General features: G+C 65.5%; 20 protein-coding genes. 8 read left to right on the top strand and 12 right to left on the bottom strand.

Annotated elements, in window-relative coordinates; all coding sequences use genetic code 11:
* The 4 genes from G0A00_RS16555 to G0A00_RS16540 all read left to right on the top strand — a co-directional run.
* On the top strand, positions 1-660 hold a 660-nt coding region (locus tag G0A00_RS16555), incomplete at its 5' end, for an ABC transporter ATP-binding protein (RefSeq protein WP_164183072.1).
* A gap of 29 nt (positions 661-689) precedes the next feature.
* The gene (locus G0A00_RS16550) at positions 690-1,955 is read left to right on the top strand and encodes an ABC transporter substrate-binding protein (RefSeq protein ID WP_164183073.1); all 1,266 of its coding nucleotides are present in this window, start codon (positions 690-692) and stop codon (positions 1,953-1,955) included.
* A 73-nt stretch (positions 1,956-2,028) separates the two neighbouring features.
* A complete protein-coding gene (locus G0A00_RS16545; RefSeq protein ID WP_164183074.1) occupies positions 2,029-3,588 on the top strand; it encodes a glycoside hydrolase family 28 protein in 1,560 nt (519 codons plus the stop codon).
* Complete coding sequence (locus G0A00_RS16540; protein ID WP_164183075.1) at positions 3,585-4,667, top strand: glycoside hydrolase family 105 protein; 1,083 nt, start codon at positions 3,585-3,587, stop codon at positions 4,665-4,667. The genes G0A00_RS16545 and G0A00_RS16540 overlap by 4 nt, the downstream gene beginning before the upstream one ends.
* On the opposite strand, the gene G0A00_RS16535 is transcribed toward G0A00_RS16540, so the two are convergent.
* The 8 genes from G0A00_RS16535 to G0A00_RS16500 form a co-directional block, all read right to left on the bottom strand.
* Complete coding sequence (locus tag G0A00_RS16535; RefSeq protein ID WP_164183076.1) at positions 4,668-5,312, bottom strand: SGNH/GDSL hydrolase family protein; 645 nt, start codon at positions 5,310-5,312, stop codon at positions 4,668-4,670. It lies immediately after the preceding gene.
* A gap of 17 nt (positions 5,313-5,329) precedes the next feature.
* The gene (locus G0A00_RS16530) at positions 5,330-6,193 is read right to left on the bottom strand and encodes an amidohydrolase family protein (protein ID WP_164183077.1); all 864 of its coding nucleotides are present in this window, start codon (positions 6,191-6,193) and stop codon (positions 5,330-5,332) included.
* A 252-nt stretch (positions 6,194-6,445) separates the two neighbouring features.
* Positions 6,446-7,579, bottom strand: coding sequence for a mandelate racemase/muconate lactonizing enzyme family protein (locus G0A00_RS16525; protein ID WP_164183079.1), 1,134 nt, complete (start codon positions 7,577-7,579; stop codon positions 6,446-6,448).
* Positions 7,580-7,594: 15 nt separating this feature from the next.
* Positions 7,595-8,497 (bottom strand): 5-dehydro-4-deoxyglucarate dehydratase, encoded by a 903-nt coding sequence (gene kdgD / locus G0A00_RS16520; RefSeq protein ID WP_164183080.1) that lies wholly within the window; start codon positions 8,495-8,497, stop codon positions 7,595-7,597.
* A gap of 67 nt (positions 8,498-8,564) precedes the next feature.
* Complete coding sequence (locus G0A00_RS16515) at positions 8,565-9,365, bottom strand: NAD(P)-dependent oxidoreductase (protein ID WP_235953152.1); 801 nt, start codon at positions 9,363-9,365, stop codon at positions 8,565-8,567.
* A gap of 5 nt (positions 9,366-9,370) precedes the next feature.
* Positions 9,371-10,648, bottom strand: coding sequence for a TRAP transporter large permease (locus G0A00_RS16510; RefSeq protein WP_164183081.1), 1,278 nt, complete (start codon positions 10,646-10,648; stop codon positions 9,371-9,373).
* Between the two features lies 1 nt (position 10,649).
* Positions 10,650-11,153: a TRAP transporter small permease gene (locus tag G0A00_RS16505; RefSeq protein ID WP_164183082.1), complete on the bottom strand. Its 504-nt coding sequence runs from the start codon at positions 11,151-11,153 to the stop codon at positions 10,650-10,652.
* 68 nt (positions 11,154-11,221) lie between these two features.
* Positions 11,222-12,205 carry a TRAP transporter substrate-binding protein gene (locus G0A00_RS16500; protein ID WP_164183083.1) on the bottom strand — a complete coding sequence of 328 codons (984 nt, stop codon included), beginning with the start codon at positions 12,203-12,205 and terminating at the stop codon, positions 11,222-11,224.
* Between the two features lie 305 nt (positions 12,206-12,510).
* Here G0A00_RS16500 and G0A00_RS16495 point away from each other — a divergent pair, with 305 nt between their 5' ends.
* Complete coding sequence (locus tag G0A00_RS16495; protein ID WP_164183084.1) at positions 12,511-13,653, top strand: efflux RND transporter periplasmic adaptor subunit; 1,143 nt, start codon at positions 12,511-12,513, stop codon at positions 13,651-13,653.
* Positions 13,654-13,674: 21 nt separating this feature from the next.
* Positions 13,675-16,809 carry an efflux RND transporter permease subunit gene (locus tag G0A00_RS16490; protein ID WP_164183085.1) on the top strand — a complete coding sequence of 1,045 codons (3,135 nt, stop codon included), beginning with the start codon at positions 13,675-13,677 and terminating at the stop codon, positions 16,807-16,809.
* A 238-nt stretch (positions 16,810-17,047) separates the two neighbouring features.
* Here G0A00_RS16490 and arsJ read toward each other — a convergent pair whose 3' ends face one another.
* Genes arsJ through G0A00_RS16475 form a run of 3 tightly spaced genes read right to left on the bottom strand, consistent with a single transcriptional unit; the run spans position 17,048 to position 20,177 of the window.
* Positions 17,048-18,325, bottom strand: a complete 1,278-nt coding sequence (gene arsJ / locus G0A00_RS16485) for an organoarsenical effux MFS transporter ArsJ (RefSeq protein ID WP_368667710.1) — start codon at positions 18,323-18,325, stop codon at positions 17,048-17,050.
* Positions 18,322-19,320, bottom strand: coding sequence for an ArsJ-associated glyceraldehyde-3-phosphate dehydrogenase (locus G0A00_RS16480; protein ID WP_164183086.1), 999 nt, complete (start codon positions 19,318-19,320; stop codon positions 18,322-18,324). Before G0A00_RS16480 ends, arsJ begins: the two co-directional genes overlap by 4 nt.
* Positions 19,317-20,177: a helix-turn-helix domain-containing protein gene (locus G0A00_RS16475; protein WP_164183087.1), complete on the bottom strand. Its 861-nt coding sequence runs from the start codon at positions 20,175-20,177 to the stop codon at positions 19,317-19,319. The genes G0A00_RS16480 and G0A00_RS16475 overlap by 4 nt, the downstream gene beginning before the upstream one ends.
* Before the next feature lie 159 nt (positions 20,178-20,336).
* Here G0A00_RS16475 and G0A00_RS16470 point away from each other — a divergent pair, with 159 nt between their 5' ends.
* Together G0A00_RS16470 and G0A00_RS16465 are read left to right on the top strand one after the other, a co-directional pair.
* Entirely contained in the window at positions 20,337-20,861 is a 525-nt protein-coding gene (locus G0A00_RS16470) for a PadR family transcriptional regulator (RefSeq protein WP_164183089.1), read from the top strand.
* 20 nt (positions 20,862-20,881) lie between these two features.
* On the top strand, positions 20,882-21,628 hold the full coding sequence (locus G0A00_RS16465) for a siderophore-interacting protein (protein WP_164183092.1): 747 nt from the start codon (positions 20,882-20,884) through the stop codon (positions 21,626-21,628).
* A 124-nt stretch (positions 21,629-21,752) separates the two neighbouring features.
* Here G0A00_RS16465 and G0A00_RS16460 read toward each other — a convergent pair whose 3' ends face one another.
* Positions 21,753-21,929 (bottom strand): hypothetical protein, encoded by a 177-nt coding sequence (locus G0A00_RS16460; RefSeq protein WP_157374261.1) that lies wholly within the window; start codon positions 21,927-21,929, stop codon positions 21,753-21,755.
* Positions 21,930-22,095: the final 166 nt, after the last annotated feature.

The raw sequence follows: 22,095 nt of genomic DNA, 5'->3' as shown, positions 1-22,095 counted from the left end.
CGCCAAAAAGCCAGGGGCAACCCGAACATCAATGGGGCAGAGACGGCGGATACCAAGCTGCGCGCCTCGATGCGGGTGCGGATCACCGACCTGCACAAGCGCCTGAAGGCCGAGGGCCGCCCCTCCACGGTGGTCTATGTCACCCACGACCAGACCGAGGCGATGACCATGGGCGACCGCATCTGCGTGATGAAGGACGGCCACATCATGCAGGTCGCCACCCCCAAGGAGCTTTACGACCGCCCGGCCAATCTGTTCGTCGCGGGCTTCATCGGCTCGCCCGAGATGAACGTGATCGACGGCGAGATCGAGGGCACCGACTTCCGCCTTGGCGGGCAGGTGATCTCGCTCGACGAGGCGGTGCTGAACCGGATGCAAAGCAAACCGCAGGAGGCGGCGCTCGGCATCCGCCCGCAGCACATGAAGCTCTCGGCAGGCAACGGGCTGACCGCGCGCCTGCGCTCGGCAGAGTTCATGGGGCATGAGGTCTATCTGCACGCCATGCTCGAGGGCAAAGAGATCACCACCGTCGCCGGAGCCGCCGAATATGACGCGCTCGACCGGTCCGACGAACGCATCCGGCTGACGCCCGACCTTGGCCACGCCCATATCTTCGACCGCACCAGCGGCGCGAATGTATCCCTGCCCCTCGCGGGCTGAACCGAAAACTAGGAGGAGGAGTTTTCAAAATGAAATCAACGATCAAAAAGGCGCTGCTCGCCAGCGCACTGGTGCCTTGCGCGCTGTCGTCGGCAAACGCGGCAGACCTGCGGATGAGCTGGTGGGGCGGCGAGTCTCGCCACGTCGCCACCCAAGAGGCGCTCAAGCTCTGCGGCGAGAAATACGGCCACACCATCGCGCCTGAGTTCACCGGCTTCTCGGGCTATCTCGAAAAGCTCACCACGCAGATGGCGGGCGGCACCGAGGCCGACCTCATCCAAGTGAACTGGCCGTGGCTGCCGCTCTTCTCGCGCGATGGCACCGGCTTTGCTGATCTTGCCACGCTCGAAGCGGTGGACCTGTCGCAATACCCGCAGGCCGATCTTGATGGCGTCACCGTCAAGGGCCACGTGCAGGGCATCCCGGTCTCGACCACGGGCCGCGTGTTCTTCTTCAACACCACCACGCTGGCCGAGGCGGGCATCACCCCGCCGACCACATGGGAAGAATTCTTTGGTGCCGCCGAAGCCCTGCGCGACAAGGAGGGCGAGGATTATCGCCTGTTCAACGCCGTCGCCGAAAGCGCGCAGCTGCTGGTCTCGCTCGCCGTCACGCAAAAGACCGGCAAGGACCTCGTCGATCCGGAAACCAACCGCGTCGCGTGGACGCCCGAGGAGCTCGTCGAGGGCATCACCTTCTATCAGCGCATGGTCGACACCGGCGCCATCCAGTCGCGTCAGGACGAGGCCGCCGAGGGCAACGTGAAGCTCTACGAGAAACAGGCTTGGGCACAGGGCAAGATCGCTGGCTCTTATGAATGGGACAGCACCTACTTCAAGTTCTCGGACCCGCTGAACGAGGGCGAGGAATTGACCGCCGTGCCGATGATCACCTTCGAAGGGGCCAAGACCCAAGGCGTCTATCGCAAGCCCTCGATGCTGCTGGCGGTGTCGAAGAACTCGGACAATCCCGAAGCCGCGGCCGAGATCCTCAACTGCCTCGTCAACGAGCCCGAGGGCATCGACGCGCTTGGCGTGACCCGCGGCCTGCCCGCCTCGCAGGTGGCGCTCGAGCGGCTTGAGGGCGCGGGCGAGATCAAGCCCGAACTGCTCAAGGCGCATGAGATCATGATGGCCTCCGAAGGTCCCGCGGTCTCGCCGTTCAACGAGCATCCCGAACTGCGCGCCACCTTCGTCGATACGCTCGAAGAGTTCTCCTACGGCATGGTCAGCGCCGAGGAAGCCGCCGAATACATCATCGAGGGGGCCAACGACGTGCTGAGCCAGTTCGACTGACGCCAAAATTCCTCCCTGTGGGCGGCCCATCACTCGGGGCCGCCCGCGCCGACCCAAGACGAAAGCCCGACCCATGTCCCTGATCCGATGCGCCGCGGTGACCCCGCGCATGGCCGTGCTGTGCCTCGCGCCGCCCCCCGCCCGCTACACCCTGAGCCCGGCGCGCCCTTGGCGGCTGCGGCTGGATGGCCAGACCGTCGCGGAAGGCAGTGCCGCCACCGTGGTGCTGCCGCTGGGCCCGCTGCAGCCGGGCAGCGCCTATACGTTCGACTGCGGCGGCGAGACCCTGAGCTTCACCACCCCGCCCTGCCCCGGCGCGCTGGACGTCACCGACTTCGGTGCCCGTGACAGCCTGCCAGACACGCCCGAGGCCGCCGCGCAGAACGCCGCCGCCTTCGCCCGCGCCATCGCCGCGCTGCCCAAGGGCGGCACGCTGATCGTGCCTGCCGGACATTGGCTCTGCGGCCCCGTCGAGCTGCGCTCGGATATGATCCTGCACCTCTCGACAGGGGCCACGCTCGCCGCGCCTTCGGACCGCAGCGGCTGGCCGATCCTGCCCGCACATCGGCCCGACGGGACAATGCTCGGCTCGTGGGAGGGGCTGCCCGAGCCCTGTTTCCGCGCCCCGCTGCATGCCATCGCCACGCGCAATCTGACTATCGAAGGCTTCGGCACGCTCGACGGCGGCGGCGACCGCGGCGACTGGTGGACATGGGCCAAAGAGCGCCGCGATGGTGCCCGCCGCCCGCGCGGGCTGCATCTGATCGACGCCGAGGCCACGCGCCTCATCGGCTTCACCATCCGCAACGCGCCAAGCTGGACGATCCACCCGCAGGGCTGCCGCGATCTCTTTGCCGCCTGCCTGAGCATTCAGGCCCCGCACGACAGCCCCAACACCGACGGTTTCGATCCCGACATGTGCGAGGATGTCACCATCCTCGGCACGCATTTCTCGGTCGGCGACGATTGTATCGCGATCAAGGCGGGCAAGCGCGGCGATGCGGGCGAGGAGGGCCACCTGCGCCCCACCCGCCGCGTCACCGTGCAGCACTGCCTGATGGAGCGCGGCCACGGCGGCTGCGTCATCGGCTCGGAGATGTCCGGCGATGTGACCGACGTGACCATCTGCGATTGCGAGATGGTCGGCACGGACCGGGGTTTGCGCCTCAAGACACGTCGCGGACGCGGCGGACGGATCGAGCGTATCGCCATGCGCAATGTGACCATGGACGGCGTGCTCACCGCGTTTTCGGCCAATGCGCATTACTACTGCGACCACGATGGCCACGCCGATTGGGTGCAGTCCCGCGCGCCCGCCGCCGTGACCCATCTGACGCCGCATGTGGGCGAGATCACCGCAGAGGAGGTGGAGATCCGCAACCTCGCCCATGCGGTCGGCGCCTTTCTCGGCCTGCCCGAAGCGCCCATCGGCCCGATCCGCCTCTCACGCATCACGCTGCTGTCGCATGATGCCGCCGCCCGCCCCGAGCCGCCGCTGATGGCCGATGGCATCCGCCCGCTGCGCCACGCCGGCGTGCTGGCCGAACACGCAGAGATCAGCGGCGACCTTGCCGCCGATCCCGCCCCGCTCAGCATCGAAGACGTTCTAAACCGGAGCCCCGCCCTGCCATGACCCGTCCCACCGCCCTGGAGTATTTCGACGCCTTCGCCAGCCGCTACCGACATTACAAGGGCGGCAGCTGGTGCTACGAGGATGGCTGCATCTATCGCGGGCTCGCCCTGCTGCATCAGGCCACCGGCGAGGCGCGCTGGTTCGCGCATCTCAAGCGCCTGACCGACGCGCAGATCGCCCCGGACGGCAGCCTTGCAGGCTATCGCATCGACGAGTTCAACATCGACCACATCCTTGCCGGGCGCTGCCTGTTTCACCTCGCCGACGAGACCGGCGATCCGCGCTACATGAAGGCCGCCGACCTGCTGGCCGAACAGCTCTCGCGCCATCCGCGCACCAAGGCAGGCAACTACTGGCACAAGCAGCGCTACCCCGATCAGGTCTGGCTCGACGGGCTTTATATGGGGCTGCCGTTCCAGATCGAATACGGGCAGCGCAGCGACCGTCCCGACTTGGTGCAGGACGCGCTGACCCAATTGAGCCGCGCGCTGGAGCTGACGCGCGGGCCAGCCGGGCTTTACGTGCATGGCTATGATGCCGCCAAAGTGCAGGGCTGGGCCGATCCCGAGACCGGCAAATCGGCCTCGGTCTGGGCGCGCGCAGTCGGCTGGCTGGCGATGGCTTTGGTCGACATCTGCGCGCTGGAGCCTACGAGCGCGCCAAGCCGCAAGACGGTCGAGCTGTTGCAGGCGGTGGCAATGGAGCAACGCCGCTCGGGGCTCTGGCCGCAGGTGCTCGACGCGCCGGGGCTTGAGGGGAACTACGAGGAAAGCTCTGCCTCGGCGATGTTCGCCTATGCGCTGATGCGCGCCACCGAGCTTGGTCTTGGCGAGTGGTTCGACGCGGGCGAGCACGCCTATGACGCGCTCATCCGCACCCGGCTCGAAACCCACGGCGGGGTCACACGGTTGACCCGCATCTGCCATGTGGCGGGCCTTGGCGGGTTCGACGGCAAGATGCGCGACGGCTCGCAGGGCTATTATCTGACCGAGGATATCGTCGAGGATGATGCCAAGGGCGTCGGCCCGCTGATGATGGCGGCGGCCCAAAGGCTGTCGGCCCGCGCGCCGGCTGAATAATCAGAGACCCAGAAGCGCGCGCACCGGCTCTGCCAGTGCCGCGCCGATCGCCCGCGTGTTGGCCGCATCCAGATGCACCCCGTCGAGCGGCGAGGGCTGCGCCACCCGCCCCGCATCGAAGAAGGCCACGCCTTCCTCTTCGGCCAGATCGGCGTAGAGGCTGCCGAAGAGATGCGACTGCTCGACCCGGAACGGGCTGTCGAGATCCCCGCGCGAGGGCGAGATGCAATAGGGCGGCGCGACGATCAGCACCTGCGGCATCACCGAGGCGGGTTTGAACGGAAAGCCCCGCACCAGCTGAATGAGCCGCCGCATCCCGGCCTGCGCGCCGCTCGCCACCGCGCCATGTTTGGGCTTGAGGTCATTGGTGCCCAGCATGATCACCACCAGATCAAGCGGCATATGCGCCGCCAGCGCCACCGGCAGCGTGCGGGTGGCGTTGCGGTCGCAGGGCGCGGCGTGATCGTCAAACGACGTGCTGCGCCCGTTCACCCCATCGGCCAGCACCGTCGCCTCGGGGATCTGCGCCGCCAGCACCGAGGGCCAGAGATCCGCAATTGGGTGCCGCAATCCGCCGTTGGCGGGGTCATGCCCCCATGTGAGACTATCGCCGTAGCACAGGATCCGCGCCGTTTGCTCTGCCATGGTGTCTCTGCTCCTCCTCAGGTGATCTGCGGAAAACCATAGAGCGCCTGAGGGGTCTCCACCAGCGCCTGCCGCTGCGCCGCCTGATCCGGCAGCCAGCTCATCGCCAGATCCAGCAGATGCGCGTCATCGGGATAGTCTTCGGTGCGGCTGGCGTGGTTGTGCGGCCAGTTGGTGCCCCAGACGATGCGTTCGGGCGCATGCGCCCCGATCTCGCGGCTGAGCGCGGCGATGTCGGGATAGTCGGGGCCAGAGGTGGTGGTGGCCTCGTAGCAACCGGCAAACTTGAACCAGCACTTGCCGCCGTCGATCAACCGCTTGATGCTGGCCACATGCGCGGACGTGATGCCGCCGAAGATTTTGCCGTGGTGGTCGAGCACCCAGTTGGATTTGAGCTTTGCAAGACGCGGCTCCAGATCCGGCAGCGCGGTGCCGTCGAATTGCACCGCCATCATCCAGCCCGCCGCATGGGCGCGCGCATCCACCGCCTCGAGCTGATCCAGCCCCACCGCCCCGCCGGGCAGGTCCATGATCCGCGCCCCCACGATGCCGCCCTCGGAAAGCCGGAGCATCTCGGCATCAGGGGTCTCACCGGTGATCACCGCCACGCCGCGCGCGCAATCGCCCATCTCGGCCACGCAGGCGAGCAGGCTGGAATTGTCCATGTGATGCCCGTTGCCTTGGGTGATCACCACCCGGTCGATGCCGAGCCAATCCATGGCCTTGCGGTACATGTCGGGCGTCGGCAGGGGCTCGGCAGGCACACCCTTACCGTCCTCGCGCCACGCATAGCCGGGCAGATACATATGCATCTGCGTGTCGCAGGCCCCCTTGGGCATCTGCGTCTTTGGCTTGGGGCCGGTGAGTTTGCGGTCGATCATTGGAATCCTCCTGAAGACGGGCGGTTTGCCTCCCGCGCAGATCCGCCCGCAACAAAGGCGAAGCCGCCGGGCAAGCGGTCGTTCATCGTGGCGCCATCGGTTCGAGCCCGATGGACGACGCCGTCCCGGCGGGCTGGCGCTTTGGTTATGTTGCGCGGCGCTGGGATGTCGAAAGAGCGTGGCAGGCATAAAGCGCAGACCACAATCGTCGCAGCGCCACCCCACGGGCAGGCGCTCGCCCGGCTCCGCACGTCACCCCTTCGGCGCGAACTCCTTCAGCGCGTCCCGGTCAATCTCGATCCCCAGCCCCGGCGCATCGGGGATGCTGACCCAGCCATTCTCATGCTCGATGGGCTGTTTCACCACCGCTTGGCGGAAGGGGTTATGGGTGCGGTCGAACTCCATGATCGGCTCGATCGGCCCCCGCCTCACCGGATCGGGCACCATCGCCGCCATGAACTGCAGCGCCGCCGCGATCTGCACCGCCGTGCCCCAGACGTGCGGCACCACGCGCACCCCATGCAGCGTCGCAAGATCGGCCACCCGCTTGGCCTCGGTGAAGCCGCCCACCCCGCAAAGATCGGGCTGGGCGATGTCGATCACCCGCCGCCGCATCGGCTCGGCAAAGCCCCAGCGGGTATGCCACGTCTCGCCGCCCGCCACCGGGATCGGCTGGCGTGCACGGACCTCGGCATAGGCATCGAGCTGCTCGGGGATCACCGGCTCTTCGAACCAGTCGATGCCATATTCAGCCGCCGCATTGCCCACGCGCACCGCCTCGATCACGTCATAGCCGTGGTTGCCGTCGATCATCAGGCGGGTGTCCGGCCCGATGGCCTCGCGCACCGCCTTGATCACCTGCAGATCCTCCGAAGGATCGAACCCGATCTTGATCTTCACCGCGTGGAAGCCCGCCGCCGCGTGGCCGCGCATCTCTTCGGCATTGTCCGAGACCCGGTCGACCCCGTCACGCTTGAACGAGCCGGTGGCATAGCAGCGCACCTTCTCGCGGAACCGCCCGCCCAGCAGCGTGGAGACAGGAACCCCAAGCGCCTTGCCCTTGATGTCCCACAGCGCGATGTCGATACCGGAAAGCGCGCAGACCGAGATCCCCCGCTGACCCTGATCGCGCAGCGCGTTGTAGAGCACCGCCCAGTGTTTCTCGGTCTCCAGCGGGTCCTTGCCCAGAAGCCACGGCTTATAGGCCTCGACCATGGCGCGGTTCGGGCCCGCCGGGCCGAGGCATTCGCCCCAGCCCGTGGTGCCATCGTCGCAGATCACCTCGACCAGCAGATGCACCCGCCGGTCGAAGCGCATGGAGGCGCTCTCGAAGGCGGTCTCCAGCTTGTGTTCCAGAAGGTGGGTGCGGATCTCGGTGATCTTCATCTTGGGTCCTCGAACTTACTGATGCGCGTCGATCAGGGCTTTGAGGATTTCCTCCTCCTCGCCCGTCAGGTCCGACAGCGGCGCGCGCACCGGACCTGCATCAAAGCCAACCAGACGCACACCTGCCTTGATCGCCGACACGGCATAGCCCTTGCGGCGCGAGCGCAGGTCCATGAACGGGTAGAAGAAGCTCTTGAGGATGTCCTCGCAAGTGGCCCGATCCCCGGCGCGCAGCGCGGCATAGAACTTGTTGGCCAGAGCGGGCACGAAGTTGAACACCGCCGAGCTGTAGGTGGTGAAGCCCGCGCCAAGGTAGGCTTCGGCAAAAAGCTCCGCCGTCGGCATCCCGCCGAGGTAGATCAGCCGGTCGCCCATCTTGGCGGTGATCTGCCGCACGAGGCCAATATCGCCGGTGCCATCCTTGAAGCCCACGAGGTTCGGGCATTCGTCGCAGAGCCGCGCCAGCGTGTCGGGCTGCAGCACGGCGTTGTCGCGGTTGTAGACCATGACGCCCATGCCGGTGGCGTTGCAGACCGCTTTGACGTGCTCAAAGAGCCCTTCCTGCGGCGCGTCGATCAGATAGTGCGGCAGCAGCAGGATGCCGTCCCCGCCCGCCGCCTCGACCGAGCGCGCGATGCCCTTGGCGATCTCGGTGCCATAGCCGCAGCCCGACACGATCGCGGTCTTGCCCGCGCTTTCCTTCGCCGCCGTCACGATGGCCGGGATCTCCTCCGGGGTCAGCGAGAAAAACTCGCCCGTGCCGCCCGCCGCAAAAAGCACCGGCGCGTCAAAGCCCGACAGCCACTCGACGTGCTTCTGATAGGGATCGGCGGCAAACTTGTTGTCCGCGTCGAAGGGCGTGACGGGGAAGGAAAGCAGGCCGGAGCCGAGCGCTTCTTTGATCTGTTGCGGGTCCATGCGTGGGTCCTCTTGCTTGGGGCTATTAGGGGCGCGCGCGTGCGGGCCTATGGGAATGGAATGAAGGTCAGCTTTGGTGGATGGGCTCGTCGGTAAAGACGCCGCCCTGATATTTCGCCACCGAGTCCTCGGGGCCGGGGCGCGGCACGGTCCGGCGGATTTCCTCGGCGTAGTCCTGAGAATTGTCCTGCGGCACCCAGCCAAGGAAGGCGGCGTGAGAGTTGTCCCACCAGCCCATGTCATTGGCCGATTGCCCCCAGATCACGGTGCAGCCAAGGCGCGGCGCGGTGAAGGCGGCCATGATCAGCGCGGTGAAATCGCGCGGGCTAATCCAGGTCGACAGCATCCGCCAATTCTCGGGCTTCGGGGTGCAGGAACCGATGCGCACCAGCGCGCTCTCCTGCCCGAATTTGTCGTGGTAGAGGCTGGCCACTGCCTCGCCGAAGATTTTCGACACACCGTAGAGGCCATCGGGCTTGAACGGGTCGGTATGCTTCAGGCGCTGCTCCTGCTTGTAATAGCCGATCGTGTGGTTGGAACTGGCAAAGATGATCCGGGGCTGACCATGCAGCCGCGCCGCCTCATAGAGGTTGTAGACGCCGCGCAGGTTGGCCGCTTCGATCAGGTCGAAGGTCTTCTCGACCGAAATACCGCCCAGATGCACCACCCCGTCGCAGCCCTCGACCAGCGATTTCACCGCCTCGCCGTCGGCGATGTCGCAGGCTACGAAGCTCTCATTGGGGCCAAGGTCGGTGATCTCGGCGATGTCCGACAGGCGCAGTTCCTCGGCGTGGGGCTTCAGCGTCTCGCGCAGGATCTTGCCAAGCTGGCCCGCCGCGCCGGTGATCAGGATACGTTTCATCTTCATGTCTCTCACTCCATCAGGCTTGGCAGGAACATGGAGAAGGCCGGGACATATGTCACCAGCAGCAGCGCCACGAGGATCGCCGCGTAGAACGGCAGGATCGTCTTCACCGCATGTTCGATCCGCACGCCGCCCACGACGCAGCCCACGAAGAGGCAGGCGCCCACCGGCGGTGTGCAGAGGCCAAGGCCGAGGTTCATCATCATCACGACGCCAAACTGGATGGGGTCCATCCCCAGCCCCACCGCAACCGGCAGGAAGATCGGCGTACAGATCAGGATCAGCGCCGCCATGTCCATGATCATGCCAAGCACCAGCAGGATCAGATTGAGCAGCAGCAGGATCACAATCGGGTTGTCCGAGATGCCGGTCACCGCGTTCGCCAACAGATCCGGCACCCGGTAGAGGGTCAGCAGGTAGGAAAAGGCCGAGGCCGTCGCCACCAGCAGCATCACCAGCGCGGTTGTGCGCACCGAGCTGACGACGGCGGTCTTGAAGCCCTCCCAGCTGAGTTCGCGGTACACGAAGGTGGTCACGAGGATCGCCCAGATCGCCCCGAAGGCGCCGGACTCGGTGACAGTCATCACCCCCGACAGCACCCCGCCCACCACGATGATCGCGGTCATCAGGCCCGGCAGGGCGACGATGAACGACAGGCCAAGCGCTTTCCAGCCGGGAAAGGTTTCAGCCGGGTAACCGCGGCGCACGGCGACCGCATAGGCCACGATGCCAAGGCAGAGGCACATGAGGATGCCGGGGATCACGCCCGCGATGAACAGCTTCGACACCGACACGCCGCCCGCCGCAACGGCAAAGAGGATCATGTTGTGCGAGGGCGGGATCACCACGCCCGCGACCGAGGAGGTGACGGTGACATTCACCGCGTAATCAGGGTCATAGCCCTTTTCCTTCATCACCGGGATGAGGATCGAGCCAAGCGCCGAGGTGTCCGCCACCGCCGAGCCCGAGATACCGCCGAAGAGCATCGAGGAGGCCACATTGACCACGCCCAGCCCGCCGCGCATGGCGCCCACCGCCGAAGAGGCCAGCCGCACCAGCCGCCCGGCGATGCCGCCGTGCATCATCAGCTCACCGGCGAAGATGAAGAAGGGGATCGCCAGCAGCGAGAAGACCGAGATGCCCGACAGCACGCGCTGGAAGCCGATGAACAGCGGCAGCCCCTCGTAGACGAAGCCACCCACCGCCGCGAGACCGATGGCAAAGGCCACGGGCATGCCGCAGATAAGCCCGCCGGCGAAAACCCCGAAAAGAATGATCAAACCCATGTCAGTACCCGCGGCCCTTCGCCAGTTCGGCCATTTGATAGAGAGTGAAAAGCGCGCTCAGCGCGCCGCAGATCGCCATGGGCACGGCGCGCATGCCCTCGGAGATGCCGAGCATCGGCACGGTGCGCGCCCATGTGTTCTCGGCGAGGATGTAGCCCTGCCAGCCAAGGCAGAGGGCGAAGATCAGCACACCGAGGAGCGCCAGCCACTTCATCGCCATGGCGATGGGGCCGGGAAAGGCGTCGCGAATGAAGTCCACCGACAGGTGGGTGCGGCTCCAGACCCCGGCGGCCGCGCCGAGGAAGGTGATCCAGACCACGAGGATCAGCGCCAGCTGCTCGACCCATGTGGGGGTGTCGTTCATCACGTAGCGGCCCCAGACCAGCCAGCCGAAGATGGCGATCAGCAGCACCAGCCCGCTGCCCGCAACGAGCACGCACAGACGTGACAGAAGATTGAGCAGGCGATAGATGGCCCCTGCCCCGGCCGGTTGCGCGTGCGCCATGAACCCCTCCCGGACATGACGTGTCCCCGCGGGGACACGTCTTTTTCAGATCAAGCGATGGCCGATGATCACTGCACCGACTGGATATCGCGGATCAGGCTTTCCAGATCGGGATTGGCGGCGATGAAATCGGCATAGACCGGCTCCATGGCGTCCTGAAACGCCTGCCCGTCCTCGACCTCGTTCACCGCCACGCCGCTGTCGATCACCTTCTGCTTGGAGGCTTCCGAACGTTCGGCCCAAAGCTCGCGCTGCAGGTCTGCGGCTTTCACCGCCGCCTCGGTGACGATCGCCTTGTCCTCATCCGACACGCCGTCCCAGACCTTGGTCGAGACGCAGATGCACTCGGGGATGATCAGGTGGTTGGTGATCGAATAATACTTGGCCACCTCGTAGTGGTTCGAGCTTTCGAACGAGGGGTAGTTGTTCTCGGCCCCGTCGATCACGCCGGTCTTCAGCGACTGATAGACCTCGCCATAGGCCATCGGCGTGGCGTTGCCTCCCAGCTTGTCGACCATCTGCACGTAAAGATCGTTGTTCATCACGCGGAACTTCAGACCGTCCATGTCGGCGGGCGTCTCGATCGGATGCTTGGTGTTGTAGAAGGAGCGCGAGCCGCTATCCATCCACGACAGCGCCACGAGGCCTTCTTCCGACAGCGCGTCCGAGAAACGCTGACCGATCTCGCCGTCCATCGCCGCGTGCATGTGGTCCACGTCGCGGAAGATGAAGGGCAGCGACAGCACGTTGGTCGCCGGAACGATCTCGCCCATCGGGCCCATGTTGAAGTTGCCGACCGCGATGGCACCGGCACGCACCTGCTCGATGGCATCGGGCTGCGCGCCCAGCACGCCGTTGGCGTAGACGGTGGGCTCGATCCGGCCCTCGGTCTTTTCCGTCACCTCGTCGGCGAACTGCTGCATCGCGACGACGTTCGGATAATCCTCGGGGTGAATGGCCCAGGCGCGCCAGGTTTCGGCCTGCGCGGCACCGGCCAGAAGGCCGCAGAGCGCGACGGTGGCGGTAAGAGCCCCGGTCTTGGTGAATCGCATGATGATCTCCTCCCTGTAGATGCATATGACGTCACGCCGCGGTTATGACCGACTTGTATGATGACTGTCAATATTTTCGTATGACAGAACTGTGAGGGCGTTGGGCTGACGCTCTCGCCCCCGCGAAACGCTCGCCTATGGGTTGCAAGCCCTGCGCCCTTGGGGGGCGACACATTCGCGCAGAAGGCCCGCAAACGTGCTAGTGTATGGGCGGAACACCGCGACAAGATTGTATTAAAAATAGATTTTTCCCGTATTTGGTGTACGCTCTATGACATAGCTCCGTCCGTGAAAGGACCTTCGATATGTTGATTGGACTGCTTCGAAAGATTTCCACCGTATCTCTGTCCGCCGCTTTTCTGGCTTCCCCGACACTCACACTGGCTCAGGACGAGGCCGCACCCGGCCCCACCGCCTTGGTGCAGACCATCGCCACCCAGAGCATCCGCCCCTCGTTCACTCACCCGGCCCGCATCGAGGCGCTGAACACCGCCTCGATCCGGCCCACCGTGCAGGCGCAGATCACCGCCATGCACATCACCGCAGGGGCTTTCGTCGAAGAGGGCGAGTTGCTGGTGGAGATGGACGAGACGCATTACCGCATCGCCCTCGCCCAAGCCCATGCCGCGCTGAAACAGGCCGAAGCCGCAGCGATCAAGGCCGATCTCGATCTCGACCGGGCGACGCAGCTGTCGCAGAGCAACACCGTCTCGAAGCGCGAGGTGGAATACGCGCAGGCGCAGGCGGATGTGGCGCAGGCGCAGGTCGATGTGGCCAGCGCCCAGATCGCGCAGGCCGAAGAAGACCTCGCCGATACAAAGGTTTACGCCCCGTTCAGCGGCCGCATTTCGGCCCCGCAATATTCGGTGGGCGATCTTTTCACCGTCGGCGATCCGACGCAGATCGGCTATATCGCCACCATCGTTTCGCTCGATCCGATTTACGCGGTCGGGCTGGTGGATCAGTCCAATTATTTCGGCTTTCTGGCCAAGCGGCTGGAGATCGAAGAGGCGGGCGGCTCGATCCCTCCGCTGGAGCTTGAGGCGATCCTGCCCGGCGGCGAGGTCTACCCCGAGAAGGGCACCTTCGAGAATTGGGACAACACCGGCGTTGCCAGCACCGGTACCATTGCGGCGCGGGTTCTTTTTCCCAATCCCAACGGCCTGCTTTTGCCGGGCCAGAACGTGACGATCCGCGGTCAGGTGATCGAGCCGGTTCAGGCGCCCTTGGTGCCGCAGCGCGCGGTCAGTCTCGACCAGCAAGGGCATTTCGTCTGGGTGGTCGGCGACGGCGACGTGGTCGAGCGGCGCAACATCACCGTGGGCGTGCGCAATGGCGCCGACTGGACCGTCACCGAAGGGCTTGCAGATGGCGAGCGGGTGGTCGTGGAGGGGCTGCAGCGCATGCGTCCGGGCCTCGCCGTCACCCCGCAGCCCTACGACAGCTGATCCCCGGCAGCGGAGAATTTCATGGGACCCCTATTTTTCATCAGGCGACCCAAGTTCGCCTTCGTCATTTCCCTGCTCATCACGCTGTTCGGCCTGCTCACGCTTCAGGTGATGCCGATCGACCAGTATCCCGACATCGCCGCCCCCAAGGTGGTGGTCCGCGCCAATTATCCCGGCGCCGATGCGCAAACCGTGCTGCAGGCCGTCGCCACCCCCATCGAGGATGAGGTGAACGGTGCCGAGGGCATGGCCTATATGGAATCCAAGGCCGCCGCGGACGGAAGCTATACGCTGACGGTGACCTTCGAGACCGGCGTCGATGCCGATCTGGCGCAGGTCGACGTGCAGAACCGCGTGGCGCTGGCCGAGCCGGGGCTGCCCGCCGAGGTGCGCCAGCGCGGCATAAGGGTGCGTAAGCGCAACCCGGACATCCTGATGGTGGTGAACATCGTCTCGCCCGACGGGCGCTTCGACGGGCTGTTCTTGTCGAACTACGCCTCGATCAACGTCGAGGGCGAACTGGCCCGCCTGCCCGGCGTCGGTGCCGCCGAGAACATCGGCGCGCTGGATTACGGCATGCGCGCGTGGCTCGATCCGGTGCAGATGGCCAACCACAATATCACCGTGAACGAGATCGTTCTGGCGGTGAAAGAGCAGAACGCGCAGGCCGCCGTGGGGCAATTGGGGGCCGCTCCGGCTGCCGAAAACACGCAGTTCCAATACGTTCTGACCACGAAAGGCAGGCTGGAGACCGAAGAAGAGTTCGGCGACATCATCCTGTCGGCCAATGACGCGGGCTCGGTGATCCGGCTGCGCGACGTGGCGCGGATCGAGCTCGGCGCTTTTGCCTACAAGGGCTATGGCGAGTTCAACAACCAGCCCGGCGTGCTGATGGCGATCTACAAGCTGAGCGAAGCCAACTCGCTGGTGGTCGCCGAGGCGGTCCGCGAGAAGATGGAGGAACTCAAGGAGTATTTCCCCGAGGGCGTCGATTACGTCATCGGCCATGACACGACGCTGTTCATCGAAGCCTCGCTCGAAGAGACGGTGATCACCATGATCTTCACCATCCTGCTGGTGGTGGCGGTGACCTATATCTTCCTTGGCTCGATCCGGGCGACGCTGATCCCGACCATCGCCGTGCCGGTCTCGATCATCGGCACATTGGCGGTGCTCTACGCCTTTGGCATGACGATCAACACGGTGACGCTATTTGCGCTGATCCTTGCCATCGCGCTGGTGGTGGACGACGCGATCATCGTGGTCGAGAACGTCGAGCGCATCCTGCACGAGAACCCCGAACTGGACGCGCCCGAGGCCACCCGCCGCGCCATGGCAGAGGTGACCGGCCCCATCGTCGCCACCTCGCTGGTGCTGGCGGCGGTCTTTGGACCCACGCTGCTGCTGCCCGGCATCACCGGGCGGATGTTCAGCCAGTTCGGCGCGACGCTGACCGTCTCGGTGCTGATCTCTATGGTCAACGCGCTGACCCTCAGCCCGGCGCTGGCCTCTGTGCTGATGAAGCCGGGGATGCATCCCAATTTCGTCATCCGGGGGTTCAACAAAGGGTTCGACTGGGTGACGCGGGTCTATGCCGCCACGGTCGATTTCCTCGCCAAACACGCGCTCATCGCCATCGCCATCGTCGCGGCGCTGTTCTTTGGCATGTACACGCTCTTTACCACGGTCCCGACCAGCTTCATCCCGACCGAGGACAAGGGTTTCTTCATGGTCGATGTGCAGCTGCCCTCGGGCGCCTCGCTGAACCGGACCGAAGTGGTCATGGACGGGCTCACCGACGCGCTCGGCGAGGATGAGGCGGTGGAGAACGTGCTTCCAGTGAACGGCTACTCGATCCTCAACTCGGCGCTGCAGGCCAACTCGGGCATGATCATCGTCAAGCTCAAGGAATGGAGCGAGCGCACCACGGTCGAGAGCAGTCAGGCCTATCTGCAGCGCAAGTTCACACAGCAGTTTGCCGATCTGCCCGAGGCGCAGACGATCATCTTCGGCGCGCCCGCCCTGCCGGGCATCGGCGCGGTCGAGGGTCTGGCCTTCGTGCTCGAAGACACGCAGGGGCGCGGGCCGGAAGAGATGACCGCCGCGCTTCAGGGCTTTCTCGCCCCGGCCAACCAGCTTGACGAGATCGCGCTGGCCTATTCCACCTTCAAGGCCGATGCACCGCAGCTCAACCTCGAGATCGACCGGGTGCGGGCCAAGACGCTGGGCGTGCAGATCTCGGACATCTTCCTCACCCTGCAGGCGCAACTTGGGGCGCTTTACATCAACGACTTCAACGTCTTCGGTCAATCCTACCGGGTGATGGTGCAGGCGGACGCCCAGTTCCGCCAGAACGAGCGGGCGTTCGACACGCTCTACGTGCGCAACCGCGAGGGCGGCATGGTGCCGCTGTCGACGGTGATCACCCCGGTGCCCACCACCGGGCCGGACGTGCTCTATCGCTACAACACCTACAACTCGGCGACGATCACCGGCATTCCCAATGCCGCCGGTGGGTATAGCACGGGCAATGCGATGGATGCCTTTGAAGATCTGTCCGCCGAGGCGCTGCCTGCGGGCTTCCGCTACGACTGGACCGGCTCCTCGCGTGAGGAACGCTCTTCGGGCAACGCCGTGCCGATCGCACTGGGACTGAGCCTTGTGTTCACCTTCCTCTTCCTCGCGGCGCTCTATGAGAGTTTCCTGACGCCGGTGGCGGTGCTGCTGACGGTGCCTTTCGCGGTGCTGGGGGCGCTGATCTCGCTGCGCATCGCCGGGGAGCCGCTCAGTCTTTACGGGCAGATCGGCCTTCTGATGCTGATCGCGCTGGCGGCGAAGACGGCGATCCTGATCGTCGAGTTTGGCAAGCAGCAGCGCGAGGCGGCGGAACTGGACCTGCATGAGGCCGCCATGCAGGCGGCCAAGCTGCGCTTCCGCCCGGTGATGATGACGGTGCTGGCCTTCGCGGTGGGGGTCTACCCGCTGGTGATTGCCAGCGGCGCGGGCTCGGCGAGCCGGGTGTCGCTGGGGCTTGCGGTGTTCGGCGGGGCGATTGCCTCGGCGGTGCTCGGGGCGATCTTTGGCCCGGTGTTCTTCAAGCTGATCCAAGGGCTGCGCGAGAAGATCCACAAGGGCCGCACGCCCCCGGTGACCTGAGGCGCGGCGGAGACAAAGCGAAGGCCCGAGCGATGTGCCCGGGCCTTTTGCGCTTGCGGAGGCAGGGTGCCATGGCGCGGGGCGACCAGCCCCGGGCCGCGCCCGACCCTCCCCCAGGGAGGGCGCATTTGCGGTGCCGTGCCCACCACGCGCGTCGTTCGGGGTGAGGCGATAAAGCGCCCCGCTTCAACGCCGAGACGCGCCCACCCAGGGTCGGGCGCGTCCCTTTGCGCGCAACTCAGACCGCCACTTCCTGCGGCTCGGCGCTCAGCCTGCCCGAGGTCAGCGCGGCCAGCGCCACCATCAGCGCCGCCGTGCCCAGAACCAGCGGCAGCCCTCCGATCTGGTAAGTCAGACCCGACAGCAGCGTGCCGATCAGCCGCCCCGCAGCATTGGCCATGTAGTAAAAGCCCACGTCCATCGTCACCCGCTCGGATTTCGTGAAGGCGAGGATCAGGTAGGAATGCAGCGCGGAGTTCACCGCGAAGATCGCCCCAAAGACCAGCAGGCCGATCACCAGCACCCCCGTCAGCCACATCTGCGGCGCGGGCGACAGCAGCACCGCCACCGTCAGCGCCGCGGGCACCACGAAAAGCGCCGCGGCCCAATTGCGGGCGGCATGGATCAGCTCGCTTTCGGGCCGGGATTTGGCTTTCAGGATACGCGGCGCGCTGGCCTGCACCGCGCCATAAAGGATCACCCAGACCGCCATGAAACTGCCGATCATGAAGAAGGCCGCGCGGTTGCCCGCCTCGCTGCCGTCCGAGAGCACCGCGTAGAAGTAGATCGGGATGCCGACCACGAACCACACGTCGCGCGCGCCGAAGAGGAACACCCGCGCCGCCGACAACCAGTTGACGTTGGCCGATTTCGAGAAGACCTCGGAGAACTTCGCGCCCTTGCGGCCCTTGGGCAGACCGCCCGGCATCAGCAGCGCCACGGCGATCAGGATCACCGCCAGCACCAGCGCCATCGCCAGCACCGCCCATGTGAAACCAAGCGTCGCCAAAAGCGCCGCGCCAAGCAGAAAGCCGACGCCTTTGACCGCGTTCTTCGATCCGGTCAGCACCGCCACCCAGCGAAACAGCCCGCCACCCTCGGAAGGGGCCAGCAGCTTCACCGCTGATTTGGAGGACATTTTCGCCAGATCCTTAGCCACCCCCGACGCGCCCTGCACGCACATCACAAAGGCCACCGAGGTGCCGATCGCCCAAGACGGATCAAGCTGCGTCAGCGCCAGCAACGCCACCACTTGCAGCGACAGCCCCGCATAGAGCGTCGACGTCAGGCCAAAGCGCGCGGCGATCCAGCCCGCGCAAAGGTTGGTGACCATGCCGGCGATCTCGTAGAGCACGAAGAGATAGGCCAGTTGCACCGGGCTGAACCCGAGGCTGTGGAAGTGCAGAAGCACCAGCATCCGCAGCGCGCCATCGGTGAGCATGAAGGCCCAATAGGCCGCCGTCACCGCGATATAGGCCGACAGGCCCTCGGGCCTGTCCGGAGAGGGGTGGCTCACAGCTTGTCTCCGACCATGCGCGCCACATTCACCAGACGGTGGGCATAGCCCATCTCATTGTCGTACCACGCGTAGATCTTCACCTGCGTGCCGTTCACCACCATGGTCGAGGGCGCATCGACGATCGAAGAGCGGGTGTCGTTGGTGTAGTCGCACGACACCAGCGGGCGCTCTTCATAGCCAAGGATGCCCTTGAGCGCGCCCTTGGAGGCCGCCTCGAAGAGCGCGTTGACCTCCTCGGCGCTGGTCGCGCGCTCCACCTCGAAGACGCAGTCGGTGAGCGAGGCGTTGAGCAGCGGCACGCGCACCGCGTGGCCGTTCAACCGCCCCTTCAGTTCGGGGTAGATCAGCGTGATCGCCGTGGCAGAGCCCGTGGTGGTGGGGATCAGCGAGTTCAGCGCCGAGCGCGCGCGCCGCAGGTCCTTGGCGGGACGGTCGACGATGGTCTGCGTGTTGGTCACATCGTGGATTGTCGTGATCGACCCGTGCCTTATGCCAAGGTTCTCATGGATCACCTTGACCACCGGCGCGAGGCAGTTGGTGGTGCAGGAAGCAGCGGTGACGATGCTGTGCCGCGCCGGATCATAGGTGCCGTCGTTGACGCCGAAGACGATGTTTGCCGTGGGGCCATCCTTGACCGGGGCCGAGACCACCACCTTCTTCACCCCCGCCGCGAAATAGGGGGTGAGCGCGGCTTCGGATTTGAAGACGCCGGTGCAGTCGATCACCACGTCCACCCCCTTGAGCGGCAGCGCCGACAGATCACGCGTCCCGATGAAGGGCAGCCGGACACCATCCACCGTGACGCTGTCGTGGTCGTGGTGGAACTCGGCATTCCAGCGCCCGTGCACCGTGTCGAACTCCAGCAGATGCGCATGCATCGCCGGGTCGCCCACGGCATCGTTGATCCAGGCGATCTTGGCGCCGCTGTCCAGCAGCGGTTTCAGGGCGAGCTTTCCGATACGGCCAAGGCCGTTGAGGGCATAAGTGGTCATCTGGTCTCTTCCGGGGAGGTCTGGGTCGTGTCGATCTGGGCGATGTCATCCACCGCCGCCTGCAGCGAGATGCGGTCAAGCTGCGCGAAAGGCAGCGCGGTAAAGGCTTCGATCCGGTGCTTGAGCGCGCCATAGGCCTGCTGGAAGGCGAGCATCTTCTCGGCCTCGGTGCCGGTCGCCTTCACCGGGTCGGGCATGCCCCAGTGGCCGCTGATCGGCTGGCCTTCCCATGCCGGGCATTCCTCGTTCGCGGCCTGATTGCAGACGGTGAAGACGAAATCGAGGTCGGGCGCGCTCTCGCCGGAAAACTCCGAGACGTTCTTGGCACGCAGCGGGGTGATGTCATGGCCCTTCTGGTGCAGCAGCTCGACGGCAATCGGGTTCAGCTCGGAGCTGGGCTTGGTGCCCGCCGAATAGGCGTTGAACCTGTCGCCCGCGATCTCGCGCAGCAGCGTTTCGGCAAAGATCGACCGGGCCGAATTGCCGGTGCAGATGAACAGCACGTTGTATTTGCGGTCAGGCATCGGGGGCACTCCTGTCTCGGAGAGGAAGGGGGATGGCGCGCAGATCTCGGGGCGCCCGCGACAGCAGTCGCGCAGCAGGTAATCGAAGGTCTGTCGCACCTGGGTCATGTCGAGCGAGTAAAGAAGCGAGGTGCCGAGCCGCGTCTGGGTGACCAGATCGGAGCGCATCAGCGCCGCAAGATAGGCCGAAAGCGTGCTGGGCTTCACGCCGATGGTCTCGGCGATCTCCCCGGCGGGCAGCCGGTCAGGGAAGCGGCGCATCAGCAGCCGGAAGATGGCGAGCCTCTGCGGGTGGCCGAGGGTCATCAGACGGTCGGGAATCTCTTTTTCCATATTTCACGAATATTCGAAATATGTGCGCGCGGAAAGTGAAGCTTTCATGACGGCCCCCGGCCTCGACCGCTATGCACGCGAGCGTGAACGCAAGGCTCTTGCATCACTTCCGATATATCTTATTTTTCGATATATCGAAATGAGACACAGCAAACCGCGATGACCCGCCCTACCGCAGACCATTCCCCTCCCGGCCGCAAACGCGGCAAGCGGCTTTACGGCCACGGCGAGCTGCGGCTGCTGGTTCTGGCGCTGATCGCCGAGCACCCCCGGCACGGCTACGAACTGATCAAAGAGATCGAAGAGCGCACCGACGGCGCCTATTGCCCGAGCCCCGGCGTGATCTACCCAACGCTCTCATGGCTCGAAGACATGGGGCACGCGGTGATCGAAGCCGATGAGACCGGGCGCAAACGCTCGCGCATCACCGAGGCCGGGGCGGCGCATCTTTCCGCGCACCGCGCCGCCGCCGACGAATTGCTGACCCGCAAGCCGCCGCGCTGGCATCGTGGCAACGCTCCCAAAGAGATCGTCGCCGCCATGGACGAGATCAAATCTGCCCTGCGCCTGCGCCTCTCGGTGCCCGGCGCAGACGACACGCTCATCGCCACGCTTTCCGCGCAGCTACGAGACACCGCTCGGGACATCCGCGAGGCCATGCCCCGCGATGGCTCCGATGACTGACACATACGCAAGGACCTGACATGGAAAGCATCATCACCCGCCACCGCCACGAGTTGAAACGCCGGACCCTGACCGTACGCGAAAGCCAGCGCCTGACCCCGCACATGCTGCGCATCACGCTCGAGGGCGAGGATCTGGCCGATTTCACCAGCCTCGGCGCGGACGATCACGTGAAGCTGTTTCTGGACACCGACGGCGACGCGCCCGTTGCCCGCGACTATACTCCACGCGCCTTTGACGCGGAGGCCCGCACGCTGGTGCTAGATTTTGCGCTGCATGACGCTGGCCCTGCCACCGCATGGGCCGAGGCCGCGCAGCCCGGAGATACATTGCTGGTCGGCGGCCCGCGCGGCTCGGCGGTGGTCGCCCCGGTGTTCGACTGGTATCTTCTGATTGGCGACGAAACCGCCCTGCCCGCCATGGCGCGCCGCGTCGAGGAACTGCCCGAAGGCGTCGCCGCGATCACCCTTGCCGCCGTGCCCGGCCCTGAGGATCAGCAGGAGTGGCAGAGCGCAGCGGCGCAGACCGCGCTTTGGCTGCACCGTCCGGTCGAAGACGCGCATGATCCGGCGCCCCTGCTCGATGCGGCGAAGGCGCTCGATCTGCCCGAGGGCAAGGGGTTTGTCTGGATCGCCGCCGAGGCGCAGGTTGCACGGGCACTGAAGCTGCACTTCCTGCAGGATCGCGCGCATCCGGCACCGCACCTCAAGGCGGCAGGCTATTGGGTCAAAGGTGACGCGGGCAGCAGCGACAAAGCGCTGGACTGACCTGACTGGCCTGACCGACCGGCTCCAACCGCATCCGGTCACATAGTTCTCCGGTCACCTAGTGCGAAGGCACGAGAAAACCGGGCGCCCCCTCCAAGGCGCCCGGCTTTCCCGTTTCAACCGGTCAGGGCTTGGCCAAGCCCGCCGGGAACCCGCCGCCGCGAACCGGGGCACGCAGGCCGCCGCGCGGCGGTGTGCCAGCCTCTTTGCGGCGCGACATGATGCCCACAAACAGAACCAGCGCGATCACCGGCGACATAATGAGAAAGCCAATCAACAGGCCGACCAGAAAAAGATGCATATTCGTTCCTCCCTACTTAGGAGGCTATCACGGATCCGTGGCGACACAATGCCGCATTTCATTTTTCTGATCATGCCGCGACGCGGCGGAATTTACGCTGCGTCGCGGCGCGCCTTTGGTCTTCTGTCGCTGTGGCTTGCGGCTGTCCCGGCCTGAACGGGCCGAC

It is taken from the genome of Salipiger sp. PrR002 (assembly GCF_010500775.1).
Lineage (GTDB): Bacteria > Pseudomonadota > Alphaproteobacteria > Rhodobacterales > Rhodobacteraceae > Salipiger.
The sequence above is the reverse complement of the archived record's forward strand: the minus strand, read 5'-3'. Positions and strand labels throughout refer to the sequence as shown.

What these genes read in the sequence shown, in the direction of transcription:
- G0A00_RS16465 (WP_164183092.1), top strand. Translation starts at nt 20,882, where the DNA reads ATGGAAAGCATCATCACCCGCCACCGCCACGAGTTGAAACGCCGGACC.
- G0A00_RS16535 (WP_164183076.1), bottom strand. Translation starts at nt 5,312, where the DNA reads ATGGCAGAGCAAACGGCGCGGATCCTGTGCTACGGCGATAGTCTCACA.
- G0A00_RS16515 (WP_235953152.1), bottom strand. Translation starts at nt 9,365, where the DNA reads ATGAAGATGAAACGTATCCTGATCACCGGCGCGGCGGGCCAGCTTGGC.
- G0A00_RS16470 (WP_164183089.1), top strand. Translation starts at nt 20,337, where the DNA reads ATGACCCGCCCTACCGCAGACCATTCCCCTCCCGGCCGCAAACGCGGC.
- G0A00_RS16530 (WP_164183077.1), bottom strand. Translation starts at nt 6,193, where the DNA reads ATGATCGACCGCAAACTCACCGGCCCCAAGCCAAAGACGCAGATGCCC.
- G0A00_RS16475 (WP_164183087.1), bottom strand. Translation starts at nt 20,177, where the DNA reads ATGGAAAAAGAGATTCCCGACCGTCTGATGACCCTCGGCCACCCGCAG.
- G0A00_RS16480 (WP_164183086.1), bottom strand. Translation starts at nt 19,320, where the DNA reads ATGACCACTTATGCCCTCAACGGCCTTGGCCGTATCGGAAAGCTCGCC.
- G0A00_RS16460 (WP_157374261.1), bottom strand. Translation starts at nt 21,929, where the DNA reads ATGCATCTTTTTCTGGTCGGCCTGTTGATTGGCTTTCTCATTATGTCG.
- G0A00_RS16525 (WP_164183079.1), bottom strand. Translation starts at nt 7,579, where the DNA reads ATGAAGATCACCGAGATCCGCACCCACCTTCTGGAACACAAGCTGGAG.
- G0A00_RS16495 (WP_164183084.1), top strand. Translation starts at nt 12,511, where the DNA reads ATGTTGATTGGACTGCTTCGAAAGATTTCCACCGTATCTCTGTCCGCC.
- G0A00_RS16500 (WP_164183083.1), bottom strand. Translation starts at nt 12,205, where the DNA reads ATGCGATTCACCAAGACCGGGGCTCTTACCGCCACCGTCGCGCTCTGC.
- kdgD (WP_164183080.1), bottom strand. Translation starts at nt 8,497, where the DNA reads ATGGACCCGCAACAGATCAAAGAAGCGCTCGGCTCCGGCCTGCTTTCC.
- G0A00_RS16545 (WP_164183074.1), top strand. Translation starts at nt 2,029, where the DNA reads ATGTCCCTGATCCGATGCGCCGCGGTGACCCCGCGCATGGCCGTGCTG.
- G0A00_RS16490 (WP_164183085.1), top strand. Translation starts at nt 13,675, where the DNA reads ATGGGACCCCTATTTTTCATCAGGCGACCCAAGTTCGCCTTCGTCATT.
- G0A00_RS16505 (WP_164183082.1), bottom strand. Translation starts at nt 11,153, where the DNA reads ATGGCGCACGCGCAACCGGCCGGGGCAGGGGCCATCTATCGCCTGCTC.
- G0A00_RS16540 (WP_164183075.1), top strand. Translation starts at nt 3,585, where the DNA reads ATGACCCGTCCCACCGCCCTGGAGTATTTCGACGCCTTCGCCAGCCGC.
- G0A00_RS16510 (WP_164183081.1), bottom strand. Translation starts at nt 10,648, where the DNA reads ATGGGTTTGATCATTCTTTTCGGGGTTTTCGCCGGCGGGCTTATCTGC.
- G0A00_RS16550 (WP_164183073.1), top strand. Translation starts at nt 690, where the DNA reads ATGAAATCAACGATCAAAAAGGCGCTGCTCGCCAGCGCACTGGTGCCT.